Origin of the sequence: Paenibacillus sp. 37 (genome assembly GCF_008386395.1) — a bacterium.
Taxonomy (GTDB): Bacteria; Bacillota; Bacilli; order Paenibacillales; family Paenibacillaceae; genus Paenibacillus; species Paenibacillus amylolyticus_B.
On the sequence record NZ_CP043761.1, the window covers coordinates 2,183,296 to 2,208,416 of the forward strand.

Below are 25,121 nucleotides of genomic sequence, written 5' to 3' on the forward strand. Positions count from 1 at the left end.
CAGTTGCTGTTCGAGACCCTTAAATGGAGGTATTGCTCATGTATGCACCGATCTTATCTACGAAATTAACCATTCCAGTTCAGCGCTCTCATGTAGTGGATCGTCCCCGCCTGTATGTCCGTTTCGGCGAGGGGATGCACGCTAAACTCATACTGGTCTCTGCTCCTGCAGGATCAGGCAAAACACTACTAGTTAATCAATGGGTTAAGTCTTCCTCTTTAGATACAGCTTGGCTCTCGCTGGAAGAAGCAGATAACGATCCTTCACGTTTTTTGACATATCTATGTGCTTCGTTACAGACGATTGTCCCCAAGCTTGCTGAAGGAATGATGGGATTTGTTCAATCTTCCGAGCCGCTACCTATCGAGACCATTATTACATACCTTCTTAATGAAGTTTCTGAAATAACCAATCATTTTGTACTTGTTCTGGATGATTATCATCTCATGACTTCAGAAGTGATCAATCAAGCGCTGGTCTACTTACTGAGGCACATGCCCCCGCATATGCATATCGTCATGACTACGCGTCGGCAACCCAAGTTACCTTTGGCTCGACTGCGGGCAAAGGGGGAATTGATTGAAATACGTGGTAGTGATCTGCGTTTTACTTCTGCCGAAAGCAGTGAGTTTTTGGATCGGGTCATGGGATTGAAACTTTCAGAGGAACATGTTGCTCTCCTTGAAAAGCGAACAGAAGGCTGGGTTGCCGGGTTGCAGCTAGCGGCCTTATCCGTACAGGGTTCTTCTGATCCGAATCACTTTATGGAAACGTTCAGTGGCAGTGACCCATTTGTACTGGACTATCTAATGGAAGAAATATTACAAGGGCTAACCGAACAGGTACAGAACTTTTTGTTGAAAACGTGCATGTTGGATCGATTATGCGGTTCATTGTGTGATGCGATCTTTGATATAGATGAACCCAAGGAACATGAATCCGTTGATTTTACCGGACAGGACATGTTGGAGTGGCTAGAGCAAGCCAATCTTTTCATCGTTCCCCTGGATAATGAGAGGCGATGGTATCGTTACCATCATCTGTTTGCAGATTTATTGCGTAAAAGAGTACACCAGAATTCAAATTACGCCGGTACAGCTGAGACCGATCTGTCTATTACTGAGATACATAAGCGAGCGAGCTTCTGGTATGAGAAGCATCAAATGGAGCTGGAGGCTTTCAATCATGCTGTAGCTGCGGCAGATACTCATCGGGCATCAGATCTGTTGGAAGGAAAAGGTATGCCACTTCTTTTTCGCGGAGGTGCTGTTCCTGCCTTGCAATGGTTGAATTCACTATCCTGGGCAGAAATGGATTCAATACCTTCCCTATGGGTGATGCATGCGGCTGCGTTATTAGTGTCAGGACATATGATAGACGTGGAACCCAAATTGCAGTCTGCTGAACAAGCGTTACAAAATACGGAACCTGAAAAGATCAATTCTGATCTCATCGGACATATCGCTTCCATCCGAGCCACGCTGGCTGTCAGCCGACACGATGCGGATACAATTATTACGGAGTCACTTCGAGCACTCAAATATTTGCATCCTCATAATCTGCCCATTCGTGCAGCAACAGCTTGGACATTAGGATATGCATACCAGCTTCAGGGAAAACGTGTGGAAGCCGAATTGTCCTACGAGGAATCATTATTGAACAGTACCAGGATCGGACATCATATCATCACGATGATGGCGACACTGGGCGTGGGGAATATGCAGGAATTCAACAATCAGCTACACCTGGCGACTGAAGCCTATCAGCAGGCGGTACATATGGCAGGCAAACCACCGCTACCCATTGCTTGTGAAGCCCATTTGGGTCTGGCGCGAGTTCATTATGAATGGAATAACCTTGATGTGGCGATGTTCCACGCTCAACAGAGTGTGCAGTTGGCACATCAATTTGTCCAAACGGACAGGGTTGTTGCAAGTGAGTTATGGCTCGCTCGAGTGACGCTTGCGAAGGCGGATCTTCATAAAGCCGCTATCATGTTAGATAGAATCAACGAAACGGCCCAACGGTTAAATTTTACAAAGGCGATCCCTGATATTACTGCTGCATACGTTCTTGTGCTCCTTCGTCAGGGCGATCTGAAAAAAGCAATGCGATTATCATGGGACAGAAATCATGCGCTTAGTCAGGCCAGAGTATTGTTGAAGCAGGGGAACACCTTGGAGGCACTTGGTATTATGGAATCCTGTCTTCGCTTGGCCATAACCAAAGGCTTCAAGGATGAACAGCTCAAGGCAACAATCCTTCTGGCGGCTATCCATGAGGAACATGGAAATAGAACACAAGCTATCGAGTTCCTGACTGAGGCCATGACGATGGCAGAGCCAGCAGGCTTCATTCGTGTATTTGTAGACGAAGGTGTTGTTGTGCACAGCCTTTTGAAGAGGATAACAGCACGCGGTGACTCACGTTTATATCTGCTTCAATTATTGGCTGCATTTGAAGCTGAGGACAACAGAATAGAAATGATTTCGGAAGAAACAAATGTATATCCGTACGTTTCTGAACTGCGAATTGATACGCTAAGCGTGAGAGAGCTCGAAGTATTACATCTCATTGCGCAGGGAAGATCCAATCGGGAGATTAGTGAGATACTTCATATTGCACTGCCTACCGTGAAAGGACATAACCGGATTATTTTTGACAAAATGCAGGTGAAGCGACGAACCGAAGCAGTGGCAAAAGCGCGTGAATGGAAGCTCCTGTAACTTGTTATTCACGAACGATACTTTAGTATCTAGGGGCCGAACCCACTTCCCGATATACTGTTGGCAAACAGGAATATGTGGAGGGAAAGATATGAGAGCTATCATATGTACAAAGTATGGATCACCAGATGTGTTGCAACTTAAAGACATAGCGAAGCCATCACCTAAAGATCATGAGATTCAGATTAAAATACACGCAACAACTGTAACATCCGGGGACTGCAGAGTTCGTGGTTCCAATGTTCCGTTTCTGTACTGGGTACCGATGCGTCTTTTTTTGGGATTCCGAAAACCTCGAAATTCGGTCCTGGGCGTAGAGTTGGCAGGAGAAGTTACGGCGATTGGCAAGGAAGTAAAGCAATTTAAGTTAGGTGATCAGGTGTATGCCATCAATGGATTGTCTTTTGGTGCCCATGCTCAGTATATATGTCTCTCCGAAGAGGATCCAGTTGCTCTGAAACCCTTCAACGCAACGTATGAGGAAGCAGCAGCAATTCCGTTTGGTGGAACTACGGCCTTATATTTTCTGCGCAAAGGAAACATTAAACGGGGAATGAAAGTGCTCATCTATGGAGCTTCGGGAGCCGTAGGAACTGCTGCTGTACAGCTTGCGAAATATTTTGGAGCAGAAGTAACGGGGGTATGCAGTACAACGAATTTGGAGTTCGCGAAGTCACTTGGTGCCGAGCATGTTATAGATTATATGAAGGAAGACTTTACAAAGACAAGTCAGCGGTATGATCTGATATTGGATGCAGTTGGCAAAGTCTCGAAAGGTCAATGTCGGCACCTATTGGCACCTAACGGTACATATGTCACTGTTGAGGGGCAAGGCATCGCAAGGGTCACTGCAAAGGATCTGATACTTCTAAAAGAGTTGGTGGAGGCTGGTGAGATGCAAGCGGTGATTGACAGACGTTTTGCCTTGGAGCAAATTCAGGAAGCTTATCGTTATGTGGAAACAGGGCGTAAGAGGGGAAATGTCGTGATTACGGTCAAACATGAGAACTAATTGGCAATGCGGCCTCTTTGAGTTGGAACGGAACCTAACGAATCTAATAGGATGAATGGAGCATGAAAAGATCGTATTACGAAGAAAACAAGTACACCCCATGATTGACCTAGAATAAATAGCCAACACATTTGCACAGCAGTTATTTAGACGTACATGAGGTCAACTGACCGATTGGTGAAAGGGAACTAAAAAGCCGCTTTTGGTCATATGACCAAAAGCGGCTTTTTCACATGCCAACTACGCATGTCAGTTATTGGGCAATTAAACGTTAACTTTTTCTCCTGCAAATACTTCCACGTTCATTGGAGCGGCCATAAAAGCTGCTGCTTGTTGAACAAAAGCCTGGAAATGTGAGCTTGTGTTGTGGGCAGCTGTAGCAGCTTCGTCTTTCCACAGTTCGATCATCGTGTATTGTTGTTCGTGTTCTGTGCCTTTTGCCAGATCGTAGCTGATGTTACCTTCTTCTTGACGTGTAGCCGTAATCAGTTCTTTAGCTGCAGCCAGAAAAGCTTGTTCTTGAGCCGCTTGAATTTGCAGATATGCGTGAATGATAATCATAATAGTTAACCTCCATAGTGTGTTTGATAGTGTTTGTTTGGAATGTGTTAAGAATGTATGCTTATTGACCAGTATAATCGTGACTTACAGGGAAACCGTCCCTGATATTATGCCCAAGTTGTGATTGTTTCTACTGGCAGACGGTAGGAAGGATGACCTTCTTTGGCTGATTTACCGATCGAGATCAACATAACCGGTTGATAACGCTCTTTGTCCATGCCAAATGCTTCTGCAATTTGATCTTTCTCATAACCACCGATTGGGTTGGTGTCATAACCATGAGCACGTGCAGCAAGCATCAATTGCATGGAAGCAAGGCCAGCATCGATCAGGTTAACGTCACGAAGATCGGAGGCAGCCATCTTTTCGTAATAAGGCATTACAGTTTTGAGCTGCATATCCTTAATGTCTTGTGGCATGTAACCAAGTTCTACAGCTTTACCAAAAATCTCATCCATATATTCAACGTTGTTCATATCAATGAATACGCCAATAACAGCGGCAGAAGTCAAAACCTGATTTTGATTGAATCTTGCAAGAGGCGCAAGCTTTTCTTTGCCTTCAGCTGTATCTACAACCAGAAAACGCCAAGGCTGCAAATTGATCGAAGATGGTGCACGGGAAGCTTCTGACAGAATTTCAGTCATTTCTTCACGGCTGATTTTCACTTCAGGATCGTAAAGCTTCACAGAACGGCGACCGTAGGTAATTTCGTTGAAATCATTGGTTTTTTGGAATTTGCTTTGAATTGTACTCATGCATGGATCTCTCCTCTATATATGGGTTTAGAAATTGTTGTGCATACGTTCCAGGAAATCGGCGAGTGACTGAACTTCGTCTTCACTGAAATCCTGTAAAATCTGGTTGATAAAATTAGTCTTCTCAGCTTTGTAGCCTTCAATCTGCTTCCGGCCGTGGTCCGTCAGACGAACAAAAGTGACCCGATTATCATCGGGGTTCTTACGTCTTGTAACCATCAGGTCCGCCTCAAGCTGTTTTAAGTGGCGTGTTATCGCAGCACTATCAATGTTAATGATTTTCTGCAGCATGGATTGGTTAATCTCATCGACCTGATCCAGCTCATGCAGAATTTCAAAGCGAGAGGAACTGATACCCGTACAGCGTTCGAACTTGGGACTGATTTTGTTGCCCAACACGTTCAGCAGGTTGATGATCTGTTCTTCTTTGGAAACAATACGTGTCATGACTAGACCTCCCGGGTGAATCTGAATCATGAACAACGGCGTATGTTAACCAATGATTAATGTTGCAGTATACAATGCCATTGCCTAATGATTATTTGGATGCTCTCGATCATTGATGTATCAATATTTGATGCGTCAATCATTGATGGCTCAATTAATATATCATGCCGTTTATGATTTTGCAACAGCTTAGAAAATGTTGCTGATGCTGGCGCTATTTTCCCGCTACGTATACATTACAGTCCGTATAGGGTGTCCAAATGTATAAGTTAATATTGATTATTTATGTTATTGAGAATTGTTATCAACTAATTTATAATAAAATGAAATGTACATGATGAACGAAATTAACAGGCAGTTCATAACAGCAGCAAAAAGGTTTGTCGATGTAGCATGGCAGGAGGGAAAGTACAGCGGAGATGAATTTGAATGATCACATCAGGTTGTGGAATCATGTTTTTGTCAAAATACTGGATGTACGCCAAAACGCTTTGCATCCTGGGGAGAAGCTGAAGAATTATCAACTACCAGCGAGTACCTATCTATATATCACCGACGGAAGTGCACGGATACGAATGGATCAACACAGATACATCGTGGAGGGATTCCACATCATTCATGGAGGCAAGCAGGCGTATTTAAACATGGAGACGGATTCGGGCGTGGTGTATTATATGATTTTGTACAAAGCCATTCTGGCCTTGCCCTGTGGGATGGAAATTCAGCATCTGATGGACCATGAACGTCCGTTTCAGGACCAATATGCACTCGTACCAACCCGCCCGCTGCACATGTATCAGTGTATGGAGGAATTGAAGCAGGAGTGGGAGCAGTCTACTAAGCTTGCAAAGTTACATGCCAAAACTCTATTTCATCAATGGGTATATTCTTTGTTGGCAGACGTACACGAACAATCCATTCAACCATGGAAACCGGACACGGTCACACAGGCTATTGATTATATGAATGCTCATCTGCACGAACCCATAGCTCTTGATGTAATGGCAGAAGCATTGGAATGCAGCGTGGGGCACTTGTCCAGATTGTTCAAGCAAAAGTTGAACATCAGTCCCATCCAATATCTTGGACAGATCCGAATGGAGAGGGCTGCACATCTTCTGGTGCATACGGGTGCTACGTTGCAACAGATTGCAGAGCAAGTCGGTTATCCAGATGCACATTCACTAAGTCGCAGTTTCAAAAAAATCAAAGGACTATCACCAATTCGTTACAAAAAAGGTCTAAGCCAACGGTTACATAACTCAAAAAAGGCATTGGCAATGAACCAAAAGCAAGATTTGCCCAGTGTAATGCAAGAAAATGCCCTTCATCCGCTACATACCTCTCTATATAATGATATTGATTATCAATATCAAAATAATGTTGGAGGGGAATTACTGATGCAAGGAAAATTCAAAATGACAGCAGTAAGCATGATGCTGTGTCTCACATTACTACTCGCGGCCTGTTCCAGTCCTGCACCGTCTGCAAGTGGTACGCAAACAGAGACTAACGCGGCTACTACACAATCGGGTAACCAGGTAACGGAGGCAGGGAAATCGACTGCTCAACCAGAGACACGGACGGTTTCTACATTGAGAGGAGATGTGGTGATTCCGGCCAACCCGCAGCGTGTTGCTTCGGATCAATATATGGGGTACCTGCTGAAACTGGGCATTGTACCGGTTGGTGTAAGAACATTTATGCTGAACGAAGGATGGATTGAAAAGTCTGGCATTGCTGCTGATGTTATAGCGGGTATTGAGGATTTGGGAGGAGAGTTCCCAATGAATCTGGAGAAGTTAGTGTCACTTGAGCCGGATCTTATCATCGGTTCCATTGATAAAAATATTGAGGATTACGAAAAAATTGCAACGACTGTCTTTTTACCTTATTGGGAAGGCGATAAAACGTCTGGCCCACTGGAAAAGCTGCGCCGAATTGCTGGTGTTTTTGGAAAAGAGAAGGAAGCAGAGCAATGGATCACGACATATGAAGAGAATATCGAAGAGACTAAGAAGCAGATTGCTGGTGTAATTAAAGAAGGCGAGACCGTATCGATGATACAAATAGGGTACAAAGCGTTGTATGTACTTGGTGCAGAAGGCGGGAACTATGGTAGTTCCACGATCTATGAGATGCTGAAACTGCCTCCAACTCAGCAAGCACTCGAAATGAAGGATGGATTCGAGACGATCTCCCTTGAAGTACTGCCTGAGTATATGGGAGACCATATCTTCTTATATGGTTCGGGTAGTGAGGACGCCAAAGAGATCCTGAACAGCGAGGTTTGGAAACGTCTGCCCGCTGTGCAGAAAGGACAAGTCTACGCCTATGGTTCCTTGGATGGTACAGAGGATGAGTTTGTCATGGAAGATCCCTATTCACTGGAGTTGCAGTTGGATAGTATAAAGAATTTACTATTGGGAGCTGAAAAATAGAGTGTAATCATTTCACATAGAATCGGATCAGAACAGGGAGGGGACGTGAGCATGGAGGAAAATGATTGGATCAAACAACTGGAGCAACTACATTTCTCTGCTGTCCACGTCTGCCATTACTCTAGCAATCCGCGGGCTGTTCAGCGTCGGATCTGGAAAAGGTTCGCCATTTGCAGGGTCATCGCGGGCAAGGGATCTTTGTCTATGGATAACATTGTACATACGGTATCTCAAGACGAGTGGTTTTTGTTGAAGCCAGGAATGCATGTGGAGTTTCAGACGGATATGGAAGCACCTGTCCGATATCAGATCATTTTATTTTCCTGTGTTACACTTACCCGGCGTCGGAATGCTTGGCATACCGAGGCATTTGATCTCCCTGTGACGGGCAAGCTTAATGTTCCTTCCAATACACGTGATATTCAGGAGATGATGGATACCCTGGTGAGTGGAAAACACTCGTTTACGAGTCTGGAAAAGACGCGCAGGAAACATCTTTTGCATCAGTTGTTGATTCAGTTAATGATGCACGTGAATGAAGCAACACCCCCTGTAGCGGGGATGGATTTGGCACTTGATTATATGACGCATCAGTATATGGAAGACATTCGAATTGATCAGATGGCCCGCATGGCAGGGCTTAGTGTGAATCATTTTATAAGAACATTCAAACGACAAATAAATATGACCCCGATTGAATATATACTGAAGCTACGTATGACAAAGGCCAAACAGTTGTTATTTTCTTCAGATAAAATCAAGGAAATTGCGGAGCAAGTGGGTTATAAGGACGAGCACTATTTCAGCAGAGTCTTTAAGAAAAACGAAGGAATCGCCCCAACGTTGTATATGAAAAATAAAGTGAATCGCATTGCCACCTTATATTACGGGTTGGACGATTATGTGATAACGCTCGGTTTGAGGCCAGTATCCGCTTTATCCTATGGTCAGAGGGTGGCTCGTCATGTTGCCATACCTGCGCTTCAAGCACACAGTCATCAGGGGGTTATCCTGGATAGCTTCAATCAGAACTATGATGATTTGAGGCGAGTCCAACCGGACCTGATCATTACGAGTGATCGTTTGGAACCAAATGACTCACTGCATCGTATCGCGCCTACCACCATGCTGGAGCACACCAACCATTTTGGGGAAAGACTTCTGTATATGGCGGACATTATGGGCCGCACCGAACAGGCTGTACAGTGGATAGAACAACATGCTGAACTGAGTCGGGTTCTTCGAGGGCGTATTCAATCGAGGTGGGGGAAACAGAGTGCCATGTTCATCCGAGTGACTTCTCATTTCTACCGAATGTATGGATTGAACAACCAGACAGGTGCCCTATTGTATGATGATCTGGGATTTTATTTGCCTCGTGATTTTCCGGAACAACAGTGGGCTGTAGAGAGTAAAGTTAGCGATTTGCAGTTATACGAAGTGGATCATGTGTTTGTAATGGTCGATCCCACAGAAGAGGCACGTGCTCAACTGAGGCAATTACAGCAATCCAGTGCATGGTTGGCATTAAAGGCTGTTCAAGAAGGCCATGTATATAATGCAGGAGATATTTTTTTCAAAACGCTGGGTCCCACCGGACGCATGTGGGCCATGCGATATGTGGCAGAGCAACTTGGGGTTACCTTACGGTGATATTGTGCAAGAGAAGAGAGTGGAATAATCCATGGTAAGCCTGTATGCTTTTCCCTACTATAGTGATAATGATTATTATTATTAAATAGCAGAGGGGATTTACTACAAATGGTAAGACAGAGAGCAGCAACGATGATACTGTTGGCCCTGCTTGTGCTCGTTCTGACGGCATGTAGCAAGGCATCAGAAGTAACGGAAGCAACGCCTCCGCAACAGGATACACCTGTGGAAGAGAGTGGTACGCAAACGATTGAGCATCTTAAAGGAACAGCGGTTGTACCGCAAAAGATAGAGCGTATGGTGGTATTATCTGCTGCTTACATCGATCACATGTTGACGATTGGTGAGAAACCAGCAGGCGTTAATGTAGAAGTTCGTTACGGAGGAGATTATTTGCCTTACCTTGCAGATCAGCTTGCCGGCGTTCCAACGGTAGGGTCGGCAGATAGTCCTAACCTGGAGGCTATCCTTCAGATTGATCCGGATGTCATCGTTATTGAGAGTCGAACTGCGGAGAGTATGTATGATCAGTTGGAGAAAATCGCTCCGACGATTGTACTTGGTACTGAATGGCTGGATTATGCTGATGATACAACCTATTGGACACAGGATCTGTTGACCATTGCCGGGATGTACAACAAAGTGGATCTGGCAAAAGAAAAGATAGCCGAGGTAGAGCAGCAAGCGAAGCAATTAAAAGCGAAGATCGAACAACTGGATCAAAAAAAGTTGGCTTATCTGCGTGTAAGAGAGAAGACCTTGCAAATATACGCGGCAAAAGGGCATCCAACCAACACACTTTTATATGATGATCTTGGATTTGTGCCAACGAGTGTGACACCTGCCGAACAACGTGAGGATTTATCCATGGAGAAAATAGCAGATGTGGATGCTGATTTTGTAATTCTGGAGATTGACCCGAATGCCGATGAGTATTTAAACAACATCAATGCAAGCTCACTCTGGAAGGGAGTACCGGCTGTTGGTGCAGATCAGGTCTATACGACAGACTCGTTCTGGTTGTTTAAGGGCTGGGGAGCGATTGGGCGAAGCGAGATTATCAACGAAGTTGAAGAGATGATTCAATAGATGAGACGTTATCCAAGACATGACTATTTAGAGATGTCGGAAGCGTTACAGCAATTTTTTGTGACGACGATCCGAGTGGACTGCGATGATTCCAAGTATCCTTTCCGTGTGAAGGATCTGCTGAATGAAGAGAAACGAAACTTGATATTGCGTGAACAGGCTATGCAGCAAGGGCTTCAACTGGGAGGCAAAGGAAGTGTGGCCGTTGGTACACTTTTTGCTAAGCGTTACTCCGTATTTGTTATGTCCGTAATCTCAGCATTCAGTCTATACGATACGATACTTAGCATTGCAGACGATGATGTGCGGTTTGAATTGAATGGAGCAGGTGGCATGCGATATGAGACTCGGTTGAAGAGCTCCTTTCTGGAGGGTGGAGATCCTGTTCAGCGCAGATCAGAGAGCGGCTTGCTCAAGAAGAGAATGCTGTTACATCTGGAACCCGTTCTGCGAGCAGTAGCCGTTAGTACAGGAGCGAGCGATAAGGTAATGTGGTCTCTAGTTGCCCATAATGTGCAACAATTGTATGAACGAATGATCAATGATCAGAGCATATGGAAGACGGATCAGCGGCTTGAACAGATCAAGGAAGATCAAAGCCTATGGTTTGACGAACAAAATGAAAATGCATTTACATTTGCCATGAAGCTGAATCGCTTTGATCACCCCGAGTGGCAAGGACCGCCGTTCTTGATACGTCGATATTGTTGTTTGGCTTATCAAGTTGGAGACGGCAGTCATACACATGGTTATTGCAACAGTTGTCCGAAGCTGGATTCGGATTCCCGATTGAGCAAACTTCTCCAGCAGTGAACAGACACTCTTGTACCGTATGGTACGAATCTGTTTCAGACAATCCATGTTCTCTTCGGTTTCCAATGGGTAGAATCTAGGATCAACAAGCTACACAACCTGCAGCGGCTTGAGCCAGCGTCTGCGGGTTTGTTGGCTTTGTACAGGGTCACGATACCTTTGCATTGAGGGATAGTATTCGTTATACTACAAGCTATTGATCAATTAATCACTAACTATTGGAGGACGAATTACCATGGCTAAAGATACAGCAGCGTCGGTTAACCGGCGAAATGATATTATCTCTGCAGCAATTGACGTCTTCGCGGAAATTGGCTATTATCGTGCGACTACAGCTCAGGTGGCTGAACGGGCACAGATCTCACAGCCGTATATATTTCGTTTTTTCAAAACAAAAGAAGCTTTATTATTAACTGCAATTGAGGTCTCATGGACACGGGTGATTGATTCGTTTCGAATTGTGGTTGAGACGGCGACGCCAGATCAGTTGGAACATGATCTAATTGAAGCCTACGATAAGATTCTGGAATCGCACAAGAGCGAAATCTTGCTTCAGATGCAGGCGCAAACGATCCGGGAGGAAGTCATTCGTCAGGCCATGCAAAAAGGCATTAGTGATGTACGAAGCATGGTATTGGAAGCTTTCACCGTTGCAGGAATTGCTGAACCGCTAAAAAGAACCATGATTTTTCTGGCAATCGGGATGTTGTGTAATGTATCTAATGCACTGGATATGCCGGAGCTGAAGGAGCGATAGAGAGGGAGGAAAAATCCCTTTTTGAATTTTAGTTATTGATCAATCACTAAATATGGTTTATATTGTTTTCAGGTAAGTAATTGATCAATAACTAAATGGATGAAAGAGGTCGATGTATGATGAAAAGAGCTATTGTGATCGGAGCCACAGGTGGAACAGGTGCAGCAATTACGGAAGAATTGATTAGACGGGGTATTTTTACAATTGCATTTGGGCGATCCCGTCAAAAACTGGAGCAACTTGCGGTAAAGTTGGGATCTCCAGATCACCTGCAAATCGCAGTGGGAGATGCATTTCGGTCGGATGATATTATCGCTGCTTCCCTAGAAACGGATGTCATGTTTCATTGTGCGAATGTCCCGTATAACGAGATGGAAAGCAGGCTAATTCCGCTGGGCGAATCCGTGATGGCGGCGGCAGAACACTTGGGTCTTAACGTGGTTGTAATAGACGGAATTTACCCTTATGGTAGAAGACAAATGAGCGAGGTAACGGAAGAACATCCGAAGCAGCCACATACCCGAAAAGGCAAGACACGACTTGCCTATGAACAGATGTTATTCAGCACAAGATGGAGCAGAGCTCAGGTGATGATTGTTCGCTTGCCAGACTATTATGGCCCATCGGCTAATCAAGCTTCCTATCTGGGTTCAACCCTTGAAGCGATAGCAAAAAGTAAGATGGCTTTTTTTATCGGAAATATGAAGGTACCCAGAGAGTACATCTATTTACCGGATGCTGCAGTCATGGTGGTGGAGCTGGCTAGCAGAGAGATGACGTATGGACAGAATTGGAACATTCCTGGATCGGGGATCATCTCGGGTCATGACATCGTGCGATTGGCACAGAAGGCTGCGGGAAGAAGCAAACCTGTGATGGCGTTAGGAAAAATAGGGTTGTCGTTGATTGGACTAGGTGTACCCGTTATGAAAGAAATTGTAGAAATGTTATATCTGACCGAGGAACCCCTGATCTTGAGTAGACAGAAATATGAGGAACGGATTGGCCCGGTTGTGGCAACATCTTTTGAAGAAGGAATTGCGTTGACGATTAAGGAGTTGCAGGGGGAGTAGAGGGGAATATATTTTTTAGAGAAAAGTAATTGATTGATCACTAACTGCTAAGGTGTTATAGGTATATTTAATAGGGGCGCACAAAGCTAGTCCAGGGCATAGAGTGTACTATTGTAAAATGCGGGGATTTGATGTGGTGTACAAGGAGGGGGGATTCTCTTGTGAGCGGTATGTCCAAAAGGAGACACAAAATTTCCTCAATCAGTACAGGTAAACGGAAAGCAAAAAAATCAAAAAAGCACTCTATCCCAAAGAAGAAGAGTAAGTCTTGTAAGAAAAGCAGACATAAATGCAAAAAAAAGAAAAGTCACAGGATTCCTTTCCTTCGCGGCCCACGGGGTTATCAAGGAATGAGAGGATTCACTGGAGCAACAGGCGCTACTGGGTTAACCGGAGACCCTGGGTATCCCGGCATATGGGGAGCAACCAGTTTAATAGGACGGACCAGAGTAACTGGAACCACGGGAAGTACCGGAATAACTGGAGCCACTGGAGCCACAGCTACAACAGGTGCAACAGGAGCTACCGGACTAATGGGGATTACAGGTGTGACTGGATCTACAGGAAGCACAGGTAAGACCGGTCCAACGGGTGAGGCGGGAGCAACAGGATCTACAGGAAGCACCGGAGCTACAGGTGCAACTGGCATCGGATCGACTGGAATCACAGGAACAACCGGCGAAACTGGAATAACTGGATTTGGTATTACAGGCGTGACCGGTGCTACAGGAAATACTGGTATAACTGGCTTTACGGGCAGCACCGGATTTACAGGAGCAACTGGTCCAACTGGAATTGGTGTGATGGGACTAACTGGACCAACTGGTGAAACAGGACTAACCGGATTGACCGGCTCAACTGGCATTACCGGAACTACAGGTGCTACAGGGGAAACTGGCGCAATAGGACCGACAGGTTTGACCGGTATAACTGGTGTTACGGGTGAAACGGGAGTAACTGGCATAACTGGAGCCACAGGAAGCACCGGTATCAGAGGAGCTATTGGTCTAACGGGTGTTACAGGCACCAGCGGTATCACAGGTACGACAGGTGTGACGGGAGTAACTGGTTTTACGGGCTCAACCGGTTCGACTGGTCCTGCTGGGGCATCGGGAAGTACGGGTACCACAGGAGTAACTGGCGTAACTGGAACGACAGGTATTATGGGGGCGACCGGAGCCACTGGAGAGACGGGGGTGACCGGGGTTGCAGGTACGGATGGTGCCACGGGACCCACGGGAGCTACTGGAAGTACTGGTGCTTCAGGAATTACAGGCGTCACCGGGACTACAGGCATAACGGGTACAACTGGTATTATGGGTGCGGCTGGAGTAACAGGTGTCACTGGAGAAACGGGGTTAACTGGGGTCACCGGTCCGACTGGTGTGACGGGACTCACAGGAGTTACTGGGATTACTGGTGTTACAGGTTCAACTGGCATTACCGGAACCACGGGCATCACAGGTGTAACCGGAACTACAGGAATCACGGGCCCGACGGGTGCATCTGGAATTACTGGCATAACTGGTGAAACAGGAATTACTGGAGAAACAGGTAGCACAGGAGCAACGGGAAGTACTGGTGCTTTAGGAATTACAGGCCCTACCGGCTCAACTGGAGATACAGGAACGACGGGTCCAACAGGTGCAATAGGACTTACTGGCGCAACCGGGACGACTGGAGCGACAGGTCTAACTGGTCTCACGGGTGTAACCGGAGCCATTGGAGGGACTGGGGTAACCGGAATCACTGGTGCAACCGGAACGACAGGATTTACAGGTGTAGCAGGAGTAACGGGTGTCACTGGGGCTACTGGAGAAACAGGAACAACCGGCACGACAGGTATTACTGGATTTACTGGAATTACGGGTGCTACTGGAGAAACGGGCATAACAGGGGACATTGGTCCAACTGGTGTCACGGGTCCCACTGGTGCTACTGGGGTAACTGGATTTACGGGAGATTCAGGAACCATAGGAATGACAGGTGCAACTGGACTTACTGGGATCACGGGGATTACCGGAGTTACGGGCATAACAGGTATGACCGGTATAACGGGGGAAACGGGTCTAACGGGAGTCACCGGTGCAACTGGCTTAACTGGCGTTACGGGTACAACTGGTGTGACCGGAGCCACAGGCGTCACTGGAGAGACGGGTCTAACTGGGGGCACAGGTCCGACTGGAATTACTGGTATAACCGGTACCACAGGTTTCACCGGAGTTACAGGTGCTACAGGATTTACCGGTACTACTGGTGCGACCGGAGTAACTGGATTTACTGGAGAAACAGGAACCACGGGCATCACAGGGGAGACGGGTCTAACAGGAGCAACAGGGATAACCGGTGTCACTGGAGAGACGGGTTTTACGGGAGTCACAGGTACCACAGGAGTTACCGGCGTAACCGGAGTCACAGGTACAACTGGTGTTACAGGACTCACTGGATCTACTGGAGAATCGGGATCGACCGGGGCTACCGGCACGACCGGAGTCACAGGTACGACGGGTGTGACGGGGCCAACAGGTGCAACTGGCGAAACAGGAATTACTGGATTTACGGGAGTCACAGGGGGAACTGGAAATACGGGAGCAACAGGTGCCACTGGCGCGACTGGTGAACAGGGAACGACAGGCATAACCGGTGCCACGGGTATTACAGGAGAGACAGGGATAACCGGAGTCACAGGTACGACGGGTGTGACAGGGCCAACAGGTGCAACTGGCGAAACAGGAATTACTGGATTTACGGGTGCCACTGGCGTAACGGGAATCACAGGAGCAACGGGTGTTACAGGGAATACAGGTATCACAGGTGAGACTGGGGTAACTGGTGTTACAGGACCAACAGGTACCACAGGAGTTACCGGTGAAACAGGAACTACAGGCATAACTGGCGTTACGGGAACTACAGGAGTTACAGGTGCGACAGGAACCACTGGAGAAACTGGAATTACTGGAGAAACAGGTAGCACCGGCATCACGGGTACGACGGGTGTGACTGGTTCAACCGGTGCAACTGGTGCCACGGGTATTACAGGAGAGACAGGGATAACCGGGGTCACAGGTACGACAGGTGTGACAGGGCCAACAGGTGCAACTGGCGAAACAGGAATTACTGGATTTACAGGTGTAACTGGATTCACGGGGTCTACCGGAGCAACAGGTGTCACAGGAACTACGGGGGTCACCGGCATAGCCGGAACGACAGGAAACACGGGTGTGACCGGAGTTACAGGAGTTACAGGCACGACTGGAATTACGGGAGCCACTGGGGCTACTGGAGAAACAGGACCAACGGGAGGAACTGGTACTACAGGTGTAACGGGCACCACGGGAATAACGGGGGTCACCGGCATAGCCGGAACGACAGGAAGCACGGGTGCAACCGGAGTTACAGGAGTAACTGGAACAGCAGGTATTACAGGAGCAACTGGCCCGACAGGACCAACAGGGGCTAACGGAATCACTGGGGCAACCGGCGTAACGAGTGCAACAGGAGCAACAGGAGTAACTGGCACTACAGGTGCAACGGGCACCACGGGAATAACGGGAGTTGCAGGGGCCACAGGAAGCACGGGTGCAACCGGAGTTACAGGAGTAACCGGAACAGCAGGTACTACGGGGATAACTGGAACAGCAGGTATTACAGGTCCAACAGGCCCGACAGGACCAACTGGAGCTAACGGAATTACGGGTGCTACTGGTGTAACGAGTGCAACAGGAGCAACGGGAGCAACTGGCACTACGGGTGCAACAGGTATCACAGGGGCTACAGGTGCAACCGGGGAAACGGGGGCCACTGGGCCAACAGGGCCCAACTTTGCAACACAAGGGTTCTCGGCCTTCTTGGCTACACTTTCTACAGCAACGAGCACACAGTTAACCAACTGGACGACAACGAGTCCTTATTATGGTAACGCCAACTTCAACGCAACGACAGGTAATTATACGGTGCCAGTGACAGGAAGATACTCGATTGTGGCCACGATCAATTATGCAACGACTGCAGCGATTGCCCTATCCCTGGGTGCTGGGGTTAACCCAGCCTTTCTTGTCCAGAGAACCTCACCTACGGTTACAACACTCGTTAGTGGTTTGTTGCCGATCTTGAATTTAGCTGTTACATTGCTTACAATACGGGCAGTCTTGGGGAGCAGTTCAGTTACATTGGCAGTTGAGGTGGCATTGAATGCGGGAGATGTGATTGGACTGTTCTATGCTGCAAACGGGTTGACGATTACATTGAACCTGGGCAGTGGCTCCACCAATGGCATTGTGTGGTCTGTGCATGAGATCACCTAAAAAATTCTCAACGGGTGGAGCCTATGGACAAATTCGTAAAATTGTAATAAGTTAGTTTGAAGATATTCGAAATATCTTTTGGAAAGTGGACTAACAAGTGAGGTGGATTACATGATTCCTATTTTGGGACGCATTAATGAATTAAGTCGAAAACAACGCAGCAGCGTCGGACTGACGAAAGCAGAAAAAGGCGAGCAGCAAGAGCTTAGAAAACAATATTTACAGGCTATTCGAGGTCAGGTACTGACAACCATGTTGGCAGTATCCGTTGTGGACCCACTTGGTCATGATGTGACCCCCGAGAAATTAACCAATGAAAAAATGCAGCGCCGTGAACAGGCCGGCCAATAGCATTCCTTTAATAAGACAGACCAAGATTACATCTTGGTCTGTCTTTTTTTATATTCTGCAAATCTTCCGTCTAAAAGGAAGCACATCAAAAGAGGAAGGTACCATCCGTTAGGTATTTCGTGCGAATTAACAAGCATGTCAGTTATTTTTAGTGTTGGTGACAATAAAGCTGCCGCGAACTTCAAATCATCTCTGATAACTCATATAATAACGCTAATATATTTTAGGAATACAAGATGAAATCACAATTCTCCTCAATATAACTCACAACAATATCACATCCAATAATCAAAGAAAGAATAGTTCATATATGTATCTCGAAAGGGTTGATGAATCATGAGCCTGGAAGCTTTGAATGAACGTGTGAAGAATGATCTGACTTATTTGTCATTTGGTAGCGCGAACTGGGTACGTCCAAGAGAACATGCAGATGGTCGTGTTTATGATGTCGTCATTGTGGGTGGAGGCCAGAGTGGATTAGGGGCGGCATTTGGACTTCTTCGTGAACGGATCTCCAATATTGTCGTCATTGACGAGAATGCATCAGGGCTTGAGGGACCTTGGGAGACTTATGCACGTATGGTAACTTTGCGCACACCCAAGCATCTGACTTCCATCGATTTGGGTATACCCTCGTTAACCTTTCGCTCATGGTGGGAAGCACAGGTTGGGCCCGAAGGTTGGGAAGAGGTAGACAAGATCCCGCGTGGAGACTGGATGAATTATTTGCGCTGGTATCGGGAAGTATTGAAGCTGCCTGTGCTTAATGAGGTGAAATTGACGCTGGTTGAGCCTATGGAGAACGGAATACATCGACTTCATGTGAACAAGGCAGGAAATCAGATGGATGTTATACTTGCTCGCAAAGTCGTGTTTGCTACGGGAATACAAGGTGGTGGAGAGTGGCATGTGCCATCCATGATTGCCGATAGATTACCTCGGGATCGGTATGCCCATACGTCTGAAGCGATTGATTTTGATCGGTTAAAAGGTAAAAGAATTGCTGTACTTGGCGGCGGTGCTTCTGCATTCGATAATGCCAGTTATGCCCTTGCCACCGGTGTGGCGGAGGCTCATGTATTTGTACGGCGGGAACAACTGCCAAGTATTAATCCCATTCGTCAAATGGAACAATCCGGTATGATCGAGCGATACCATGCTCTTCCGGTTGCTGATAAATATGAAGTGATCTCTCATTTCTTCAAATTCAATCAACCCCCAACCAATGATACGTTTAATCGTGCGGCAGCCTGGCCTGGTTTCGAGTTGCATTTGAATTCGCCTTGGCTGAGTGTAGAAGCAACAGAGCAAGGAGCGATTGTTCACACGGCAAAGGGAGCATTTACGTTTGATTTTCTAATTATTAGCACAGGTTTGCTTAGTGATCCGGCACTCCGTCCTGAACTGAAGCTTGTGGAGCCATACATCGCGCGCTGGGAGGACTGTTACCAGGCTCCGCCAGAGCATCGCAATGCATTGCTGGACGCACATCCGTATCTGAGTTCCGGGTTTGCGATGACTAGCAGGAGTGAACAAGGTGAGAAACCGTTGCACGGACTGTTTGTATTTAATTACTCTGCACTTGCCAGCTGCGGTCTGTCGGCATCGGCAATATCGGGGACCAAGAGTGCGGTGCCCAAACTGGTCACTGCCATAGCGGATCAATTGTTCCTCGATGATCGGGAGATTATTTTGCAGCAATTCTATGCGTATGAAGAACAGGAATTTACGGCTACATGGGTGAAAAGTGGTGCCCTCGCTGAGTAATTGCACTCCATAATATTGCGAACGTGTGGCATCTGATGCTGCACGTTTTTTTGTTTTTCATATGATGAAGGTTACACTTGCCTTTAATTTGTTGTAAAATGTCGGTTGGAACATGTTAAAGGCAGGGATAATAGATGAATGAAATAAAAATGAACTATGAACAATTTAGAGCCCATTTGAAGAAAGCGTCACGTAAACGAAATGTACCTTTGATTAAGATCGTTGCATTTCAAGAGAAATACATGAAGATTGAAGAAGTTCAGTTTTACGATGTGGAACAAAATCATATGAGTGTTCAGGCCTGCAATACGTTATGGATGCATCTGGAGAATAAATCTTTCCGTAATATTGTGTCCCAACATTTGCAATTTTATAGAGATATGCAGAACCTGGGTCGGCATTCCTTTGAGAATCTGATCAAAGAACTATATGATACGTCTGTTCCTGTGCTGCTCGATTACAATCCCGCTCATTATTACACCTCGGGGCAGCTCGCTGAGATTCTGGTCATGGATGAGGAGAGGCTTATTGAACAATTGGAGATGGGCCGCTTCAAAGGGGCTTTTATTAATGAGGATGGCAAATGGCTTAAACCAAAACCAGATGAAATGGTTGTAGAGTCATAAACGCCATACATTTCCCATGAAAAGCAAAATCCTGCAACGCCACGCATCTAGCGCTGGAGGCTGCAGGATTTTTGATGGAGATACGAGGGCCGCGAAATACCAACTACAAGAACATGAAGTAAATAACTTCATTCAATCGTTGAATACTCAAGTGTTGCGACGAACTGTAAATCCATCTTTGCACCGATTAGGGGCGCCAGGGATTGAGACGATACCTCGTCCTTGGACCATAATCCCTTTTTGAGAGGGACAAAAAGCAGGAGACTGTCCATTCAATCGGCACATGTTGAAGGTTACGGGGGTAAGCCGCGCCATGGAGGCAATGGAGCTCCCTACAGTGGGGGCTTCAACAATCCACTCCGCAGAGGACTGCGGACCCGAATAATACTGAATGGTACGGAAAGTCCAGCCTAGCGTTAGATTAGAGAGAGTAATGCACCAGGTTTTGCGTGTTAGTTTGGCGATGACTGCCCGAATGCGATGACCAGAGGAAACGGGATGTGGAATGATGATCTCTGCGTCAGGAAGGATCTCCCACCAGGCATAATAGCTGGGCTTGCCTTGAAACCAGTCGTGACCTGTTCCGGTCTGAATGAGACTGCTGTTCTCGAAACCATCAATTCCAATCCATGCGGATGAATATGTGTTACGGGTACTAGGTAGAACGTAGGGGACAGTCCATTCCGCTGAAATGCGACGGTATTGGTTCTGTGTTCCTGTGCGAGCATAACCGCTGCAATTGGAGGAGATCCATCCAAAACGAGGAGAGGAAACTTTCTTTTTCTGATGCAGGGCGCAAGGTTTGCGACGTTTGTGTGGGTGGTCTGTCATCAGGTCACCACCTTCGATAAAATCGGGACTAGATTATCAGATGCGCGTTCAGGAGTCAGGGAAAGGGACAATCGGACAAGAAAATAAGTCGAAAGATGCGGTTTTTTTGAATGTTTTTAAATTATTTTGAATGAAAGTGGTTGTTTTTTGAGTGAATTATGATACTATAGAAGCAGTTGGAGGAATGAAGATGCTGACTGAAGAACGATATGCTGCAATTATAGAGCGCTTACATTTACAGGGAATTGTGAAATTGCAAGAGCTTGTTGATGTGTTGGGTGCTTCTGAATCAACGATTAGGCGTGACTTGATCGATCTGGAGAGTCGTCAGATGCTCAAACGCATCCACGGCGGTGCCGCACTGGTGAATGAAAAAACGCTGGAACCGGGCATGGAAGAAAAAACGTTCAAAAACATTCAACAAAAAACGACGATTGCCCGTTTGGCTGCACAGGAGATCGAAAATGGCGAATGCATTTATCTGGATGCAGGAACGACAACGTTAGCCATGATTCCTTTTATTGAAGCTAAAGACGTAACGGTTGTTACCAACGGACTTTCACATGTTGAGGCTTTGGTAAGCAAGCGTATTCGCAGTTATTTGCTCGGAGGTATGATGAAAATTCATACAAAAGCAGTCATTGGCAGTATCGCATTACAGAACATGGATAATTTCCGTTTTGATAAATGTTTTCTTGGAAGCAACGGAGTTGATCCCGAAATGGGGTATACAACACCGGATCCGGAGGAAGCCTTGATTAAAAGGCGTGCACATCAATTGTCGGGAAAATCTTATGTGCTGGCTGATTCCAGCAAAATAGGGGAAATTACTTTTGCCAAATTGTTTGATTTGGAGGAGGCCGATTTGATTACTGAGCAGATGCCAGAACATTGGCGGCCTGGAATCGCCCAGAAAACTAAAATAATTGAGGGATAACGATGATATATACGATAACTCTTAACCCGTCCATTGATTACATCGTGGAAGTGGATGAGCTGAAGCTTGGCGGATTGAATCGAATGAATCGGGATTTGAAGCTCCCTGGCGGCAAAGGCATTAATGTCTCTCGCATACTGAATCAACTTGGAGCAGATAACACGGCCATTGGTTTCCTTGGTGGATTTACTGGACGTTTCATTAATGACAAGTTGCAAGAAGATAACATTCGGACAGACTTTGTTACGATTGCAGACGATACTCGCATTAACATCAAGTTGAAGCATGGAGAAGAGACAGAGATTAATGGTCTTGGACCTGCAATAAGTGCCGAAGAGGCCGAGCAGTTGCTTCACAAATTGTCTTCGTTGGAAAAAGGAGATATTGTCATTCTCTCCGGAAGTGTACCGCCTTCACTTGGAACGGATTTTTATGATCGTCTCATTAAAGTATGCAAGCAAACAGGTGCTGAATTTGTAATTGATACAACTGGCCCTGCGTTAATGGAAGCTCTTGAACATGCACCATTGCTGGTGAAGCCAAATCATCATGAATTGGCTGAACTGTTCGGTGTAACGATTGATACTCGCGAGGAACTGGTGTTATACGGGCGTAAGTTGCTGGAAGCCGGTGCTAAACATGTGTTGATCTCCATGGCAGGTGAGGGTGCGCTATTTATTACCAAAGCGGAAGTTCATCATGCAAATGTGCCAAAAGGCATTGTGAAAAACTCAGTTGGTGCCGGTGACTCCATGATTGGCGGATTCGTAGGCACCTATGTACAGAGCGGAGATTTGCTGGAAGCTTTCCGCACAGGGGTTGCATCTGGAAGCGCAACTGCGTTCTCAGATGATCTGGCAACACGTGAATTGATTGATGAATTGCGTAATCAAGTAACCATTACGACGATTTAGCCTAACGGCCATATAAAAAGGTTTTTACTGTAATTGTAATGTAGTGAGGCCTGCCTAGGCAGGCCGACTGAACTTAAGGGAGTGTACCAAGATGAGAATAACAGACTTGATGATCCAGGAAACGATGATCATGGACCTGCAAGCCTCAACCAAAGATGAGGCTATTGATGAACTAATTGCAAGCCTGAACCGAAGCGGACGAATCAATGATCCGGTCCTGTTCAAGGAAATGATCTATAAAAGAGAAGCTGAATCCAGCACGGGTATCGGTGGCGGAATTGCAATGCCACATGCCAAAACAACAGCAGTGAACGAACCAACAGTTGTATTTGCCAAGAGTAGAAAAGGGCTTGATTTTGAAGCGTTGGACGATCAGCCAGCTCATGTGTTCTTCATGATTGCGGCTCCAGAAGGCGCAGGTAATACCCATCTGCGTACGCTTGCAGCTCTTTCCAGGTTGTTGATTGATAGCGATTTCATCTCACAATTGATGAGTACAGATACACCTGCCGAAGTTAGTGCATTGTTTGATGCCAAACAGGCAGAAGCAGCTGAGAAGGAAGCAGCCAAAGAAAAAGCAAAAGCTGAAAAAGCAGTAAATGCCGCATCCACTTCTACTACTGGTCAGCAACAGAATACTTCTGGTGTGATTGTAGGTAATGCCAATTCGGAAGATTTTGTTGTTGCAGTTACAGCCTGTCCAACCGGTATAGCGCATACGTTTATGGCTGAGGATGCACTTAAAAAGAAAGCTCAGGAAATGGGCATTAATATTCGCGTAGAGACCAACGGTTCCGAAGGAGCACAGAATGTTCTCACTGCTGATGAGATCGCTCGTGCTAAAGGGGTTATCGTTGCCGCAGACAAAAATGTGGAGATGGCACGTTTCGATGGCAAACCGGTATTGCAAAGACCGGTGAGTGATGGAATCCGTAAATCCGAAGAGCTGATTCGCAAGGCCGTTAACGGTGATGCACCGATCTATCGTAGCCAAGGTGGAAACGCCAAGGAAGAGGGCGCAAGTACTGGTAAGGTTAGTGTAGGTAGCAAAATCTATAAAGATCTGATGAATGGTATCTCGCATATGCTGCCGTTTGTTGTAGGTGGCGGTATTCTGCTAGCAATTTCCTTCTTGTTCGAACAGCTCGCTAGCCCTGAGAATCCGATTGTACAATTGCTTCAAACGATCGGTGGCGGAACAGGTGCGTTCCACTTCCTGATTCCGGTACTTGCCGGATTTATCGCGATGAGTATTGGTGATCGCCCGGCCCTGATGCCTGGTATGGTCGGTGGATTGATGGCGGTTAACTCAAACGCCGGTTTCCTTGGTGGTTTGGCTGCCGGTTTCCTGGCGGGTTATGTCGTTATTGGTCTCCGTAAGTTGTTCAAAGGATTGCCAAAAGCGATTGATGGCTTGAAACCAATCTTGCTGTATCCGGTATTTGGCTTGTTGATCGTGGGTGCAATCAGTTTCTATGTCTTTGATCCAATCTTTGGTTCACTGAACACATGGCTTGTAGATGCACTTGGTAACTTGGGTACAGGTAATGCGGTATTGTTGGGCTTGTTGCTTGGCGGTATGATGTCCATCGATATGGGTGGACCGTTCAACAAAGCGGCTTACACGTTCGCTATCGGCGTATTCACATCCAGTGGTAACACAGACGGTGCATGGATGGCAGCGGTTATGGCAGGCGGTATGGTACCTCCTCTGGCGATTGCACTTGCAACAACGTTCTTCAAATCCAAATTTACGGAGCAAGAACGCAAATCAGGCCTGACTAACTATGTACTTGGATTCTCTTTCATTACAGAAGGTGCAATTCCATTTGCTGCGGCTGATCCATTGCGTGTATTGACTTCTTGTATTCTGGGTTCCGCTGTTGCTGGCGGATTGACACAACTGTGGAGCATTAATGTACCAGCTCCGCATGGCGGGATCTTTGTTGCAGCACTGGCGAACCACGCATTATTGTTCCTGCTCGCTGTTGCGATTGGTTCTGTGATCTCCGGTCTGATTCTGGGACTGTGGAAGAAGTCACCAACGCTCGTGAAGTAATA

The 25,121-nt window shown here is 46.4% G+C and carries 19 protein-coding genes; 15 read left to right on the forward strand and 4 right to left on the reverse strand.

The window, feature by feature from the left end:
- The first annotated feature begins 38 nt into the window (after positions 1–38).
- The gene (locus F0220_RS09885) at positions 39–2,726 is read left to right on the forward strand and encodes a winged helix-turn-helix domain-containing protein (RefSeq protein WP_105598077.1); all 2,688 of its coding nucleotides are present in this window, start codon (positions 39–41) and stop codon (positions 2,724–2,726) included.
- A 91-nt stretch (positions 2,727–2,817) separates the two neighbouring features.
- Positions 2,818–3,738 carry an NAD(P)-dependent alcohol dehydrogenase gene (locus F0220_RS09890; RefSeq protein WP_105598078.1) on the forward strand — a complete coding sequence of 307 codons (921 nt, stop codon included), beginning with the start codon at positions 2,818–2,820 and terminating at the stop codon, positions 3,736–3,738.
- A gap of 264 nt (positions 3,739–4,002) precedes the next feature.
- On the opposite strand, the gene F0220_RS09895 is transcribed toward F0220_RS09890, so the two are convergent.
- The 3 genes from F0220_RS09895 to F0220_RS09905 form a co-directional block, all read right to left on the reverse strand.
- Complete coding sequence (locus F0220_RS09895; protein WP_149846490.1) at positions 4,003–4,299, reverse strand: putative quinol monooxygenase; 297 nt, start codon at positions 4,297–4,299, stop codon at positions 4,003–4,005.
- Between the two features lie 107 nt (positions 4,300–4,406).
- Positions 4,407–5,057 carry a nitroreductase family protein gene (locus F0220_RS09900; protein ID WP_076209073.1) on the reverse strand — a complete coding sequence of 217 codons (651 nt, stop codon included), beginning with the start codon at positions 5,055–5,057 and terminating at the stop codon, positions 4,407–4,409.
- 27 nt (positions 5,058–5,084) lie between these two features.
- A complete protein-coding gene (locus F0220_RS09905; protein WP_017689456.1) occupies positions 5,085–5,504 on the reverse strand; it encodes a MarR family winged helix-turn-helix transcriptional regulator in 420 nt (139 codons plus the stop codon).
- Positions 5,505–5,923: 419 nt separating this feature from the next.
- Between F0220_RS09905 and F0220_RS09910 the strand changes: the two genes are divergently transcribed.
- From F0220_RS09910 to F0220_RS09955, 10 genes are all read left to right on the forward strand, one after another.
- Entirely contained in the window at positions 5,924–7,945 is a 2,022-nt protein-coding gene (locus F0220_RS09910; RefSeq protein WP_105598080.1) for a helix-turn-helix domain-containing protein, read from the forward strand.
- Positions 7,946–7,996: 51 nt separating this feature from the next.
- Complete coding sequence (locus F0220_RS09915) at positions 7,997–9,598, forward strand: helix-turn-helix domain-containing protein (protein ID WP_149846491.1); 1,602 nt, start codon at positions 7,997–7,999, stop codon at positions 9,596–9,598.
- Positions 9,599–9,706: 108 nt separating this feature from the next.
- Positions 9,707–10,687, forward strand: coding sequence for an ABC transporter substrate-binding protein (locus tag F0220_RS09920; RefSeq protein ID WP_105598082.1), 981 nt, complete (start codon positions 9,707–9,709; stop codon positions 10,685–10,687).
- Complete coding sequence (locus tag F0220_RS09925) at positions 10,688–11,500, forward strand: hypothetical protein (protein ID WP_105598083.1); 813 nt, start codon at positions 10,688–10,690, stop codon at positions 11,498–11,500. It begins immediately after the preceding gene.
- Between the two features lie 235 nt (positions 11,501–11,735).
- A complete protein-coding gene (locus tag F0220_RS09930) occupies positions 11,736–12,257 on the forward strand; it encodes a TetR/AcrR family transcriptional regulator (protein WP_105598084.1) in 522 nt (173 codons plus the stop codon).
- 119 nt (positions 12,258–12,376) lie between these two features.
- Positions 12,377–13,330: an NAD-dependent epimerase/dehydratase family protein gene (locus tag F0220_RS09935; protein WP_105598453.1), complete on the forward strand. Its 954-nt coding sequence runs from the start codon at positions 12,377–12,379 to the stop codon at positions 13,328–13,330.
- Between the two features lie 350 nt (positions 13,331–13,680).
- Positions 13,681–17,634: a beta strand repeat-containing protein gene (locus F0220_RS33225; RefSeq protein WP_308737340.1), complete on the forward strand. Its 3,954-nt coding sequence runs from the start codon at positions 13,681–13,683 to the stop codon at positions 17,632–17,634.
- A gap of 111 nt (positions 17,635–17,745) precedes the next feature.
- Positions 17,746–17,985, forward strand: coding sequence for a DUF896 domain-containing protein (locus tag F0220_RS09945; RefSeq protein WP_091017611.1), 240 nt, complete (start codon positions 17,746–17,748; stop codon positions 17,983–17,985).
- A 336-nt stretch (positions 17,986–18,321) separates the two neighbouring features.
- A complete protein-coding gene (locus F0220_RS09950; RefSeq protein ID WP_105598085.1) occupies positions 18,322–19,752 on the forward strand; it encodes an NAD(P)-binding domain-containing protein in 1,431 nt (476 codons plus the stop codon).
- 134 nt (positions 19,753–19,886) lie between these two features.
- Positions 19,887–20,378, forward strand: coding sequence for a hypothetical protein (locus F0220_RS09955; RefSeq protein ID WP_105598086.1), 492 nt, complete (start codon positions 19,887–19,889; stop codon positions 20,376–20,378).
- A gap of 147 nt (positions 20,379–20,525) precedes the next feature.
- Here the strand turns inward: F0220_RS09955 and F0220_RS09960 are convergent, their stop codons facing one another.
- On the reverse strand, positions 20,526–21,209 hold the full coding sequence (locus F0220_RS09960; RefSeq protein WP_105598087.1) for a G1 family glutamic endopeptidase: 684 nt from the start codon (positions 21,207–21,209) through the stop codon (positions 20,526–20,528).
- A 190-nt stretch (positions 21,210–21,399) separates the two neighbouring features.
- Between F0220_RS09960 and F0220_RS09965 the strand changes: the two genes are divergently transcribed.
- The 3 genes from F0220_RS09965 to F0220_RS09975 all read left to right on the forward strand — a co-directional run bounded on the left by F0220_RS09965 (position 21,400) and on the right by F0220_RS09975 (position 25,119).
- Entirely contained in the window at positions 21,400–22,146 is a 747-nt protein-coding gene (locus F0220_RS09965) for a DeoR/GlpR family DNA-binding transcription regulator (RefSeq protein WP_017689448.1), read from the forward strand.
- 2 nt (positions 22,147–22,148) lie between these two features.
- Entirely contained in the window at positions 22,149–23,060 is a 912-nt protein-coding gene (gene pfkB, locus F0220_RS09970; RefSeq protein WP_091017603.1) for a 1-phosphofructokinase, read from the forward strand.
- Positions 23,061–23,151: 91 nt separating this feature from the next.
- Positions 23,152–25,119 (forward strand): PTS fructose transporter subunit IIABC, encoded by a 1,968-nt coding sequence (locus F0220_RS09975; RefSeq protein WP_105598088.1) that lies wholly within the window; start codon positions 23,152–23,154, stop codon positions 25,117–25,119.
- The last annotated feature ends 2 nt before the right edge of the window (positions 25,120–25,121 follow it).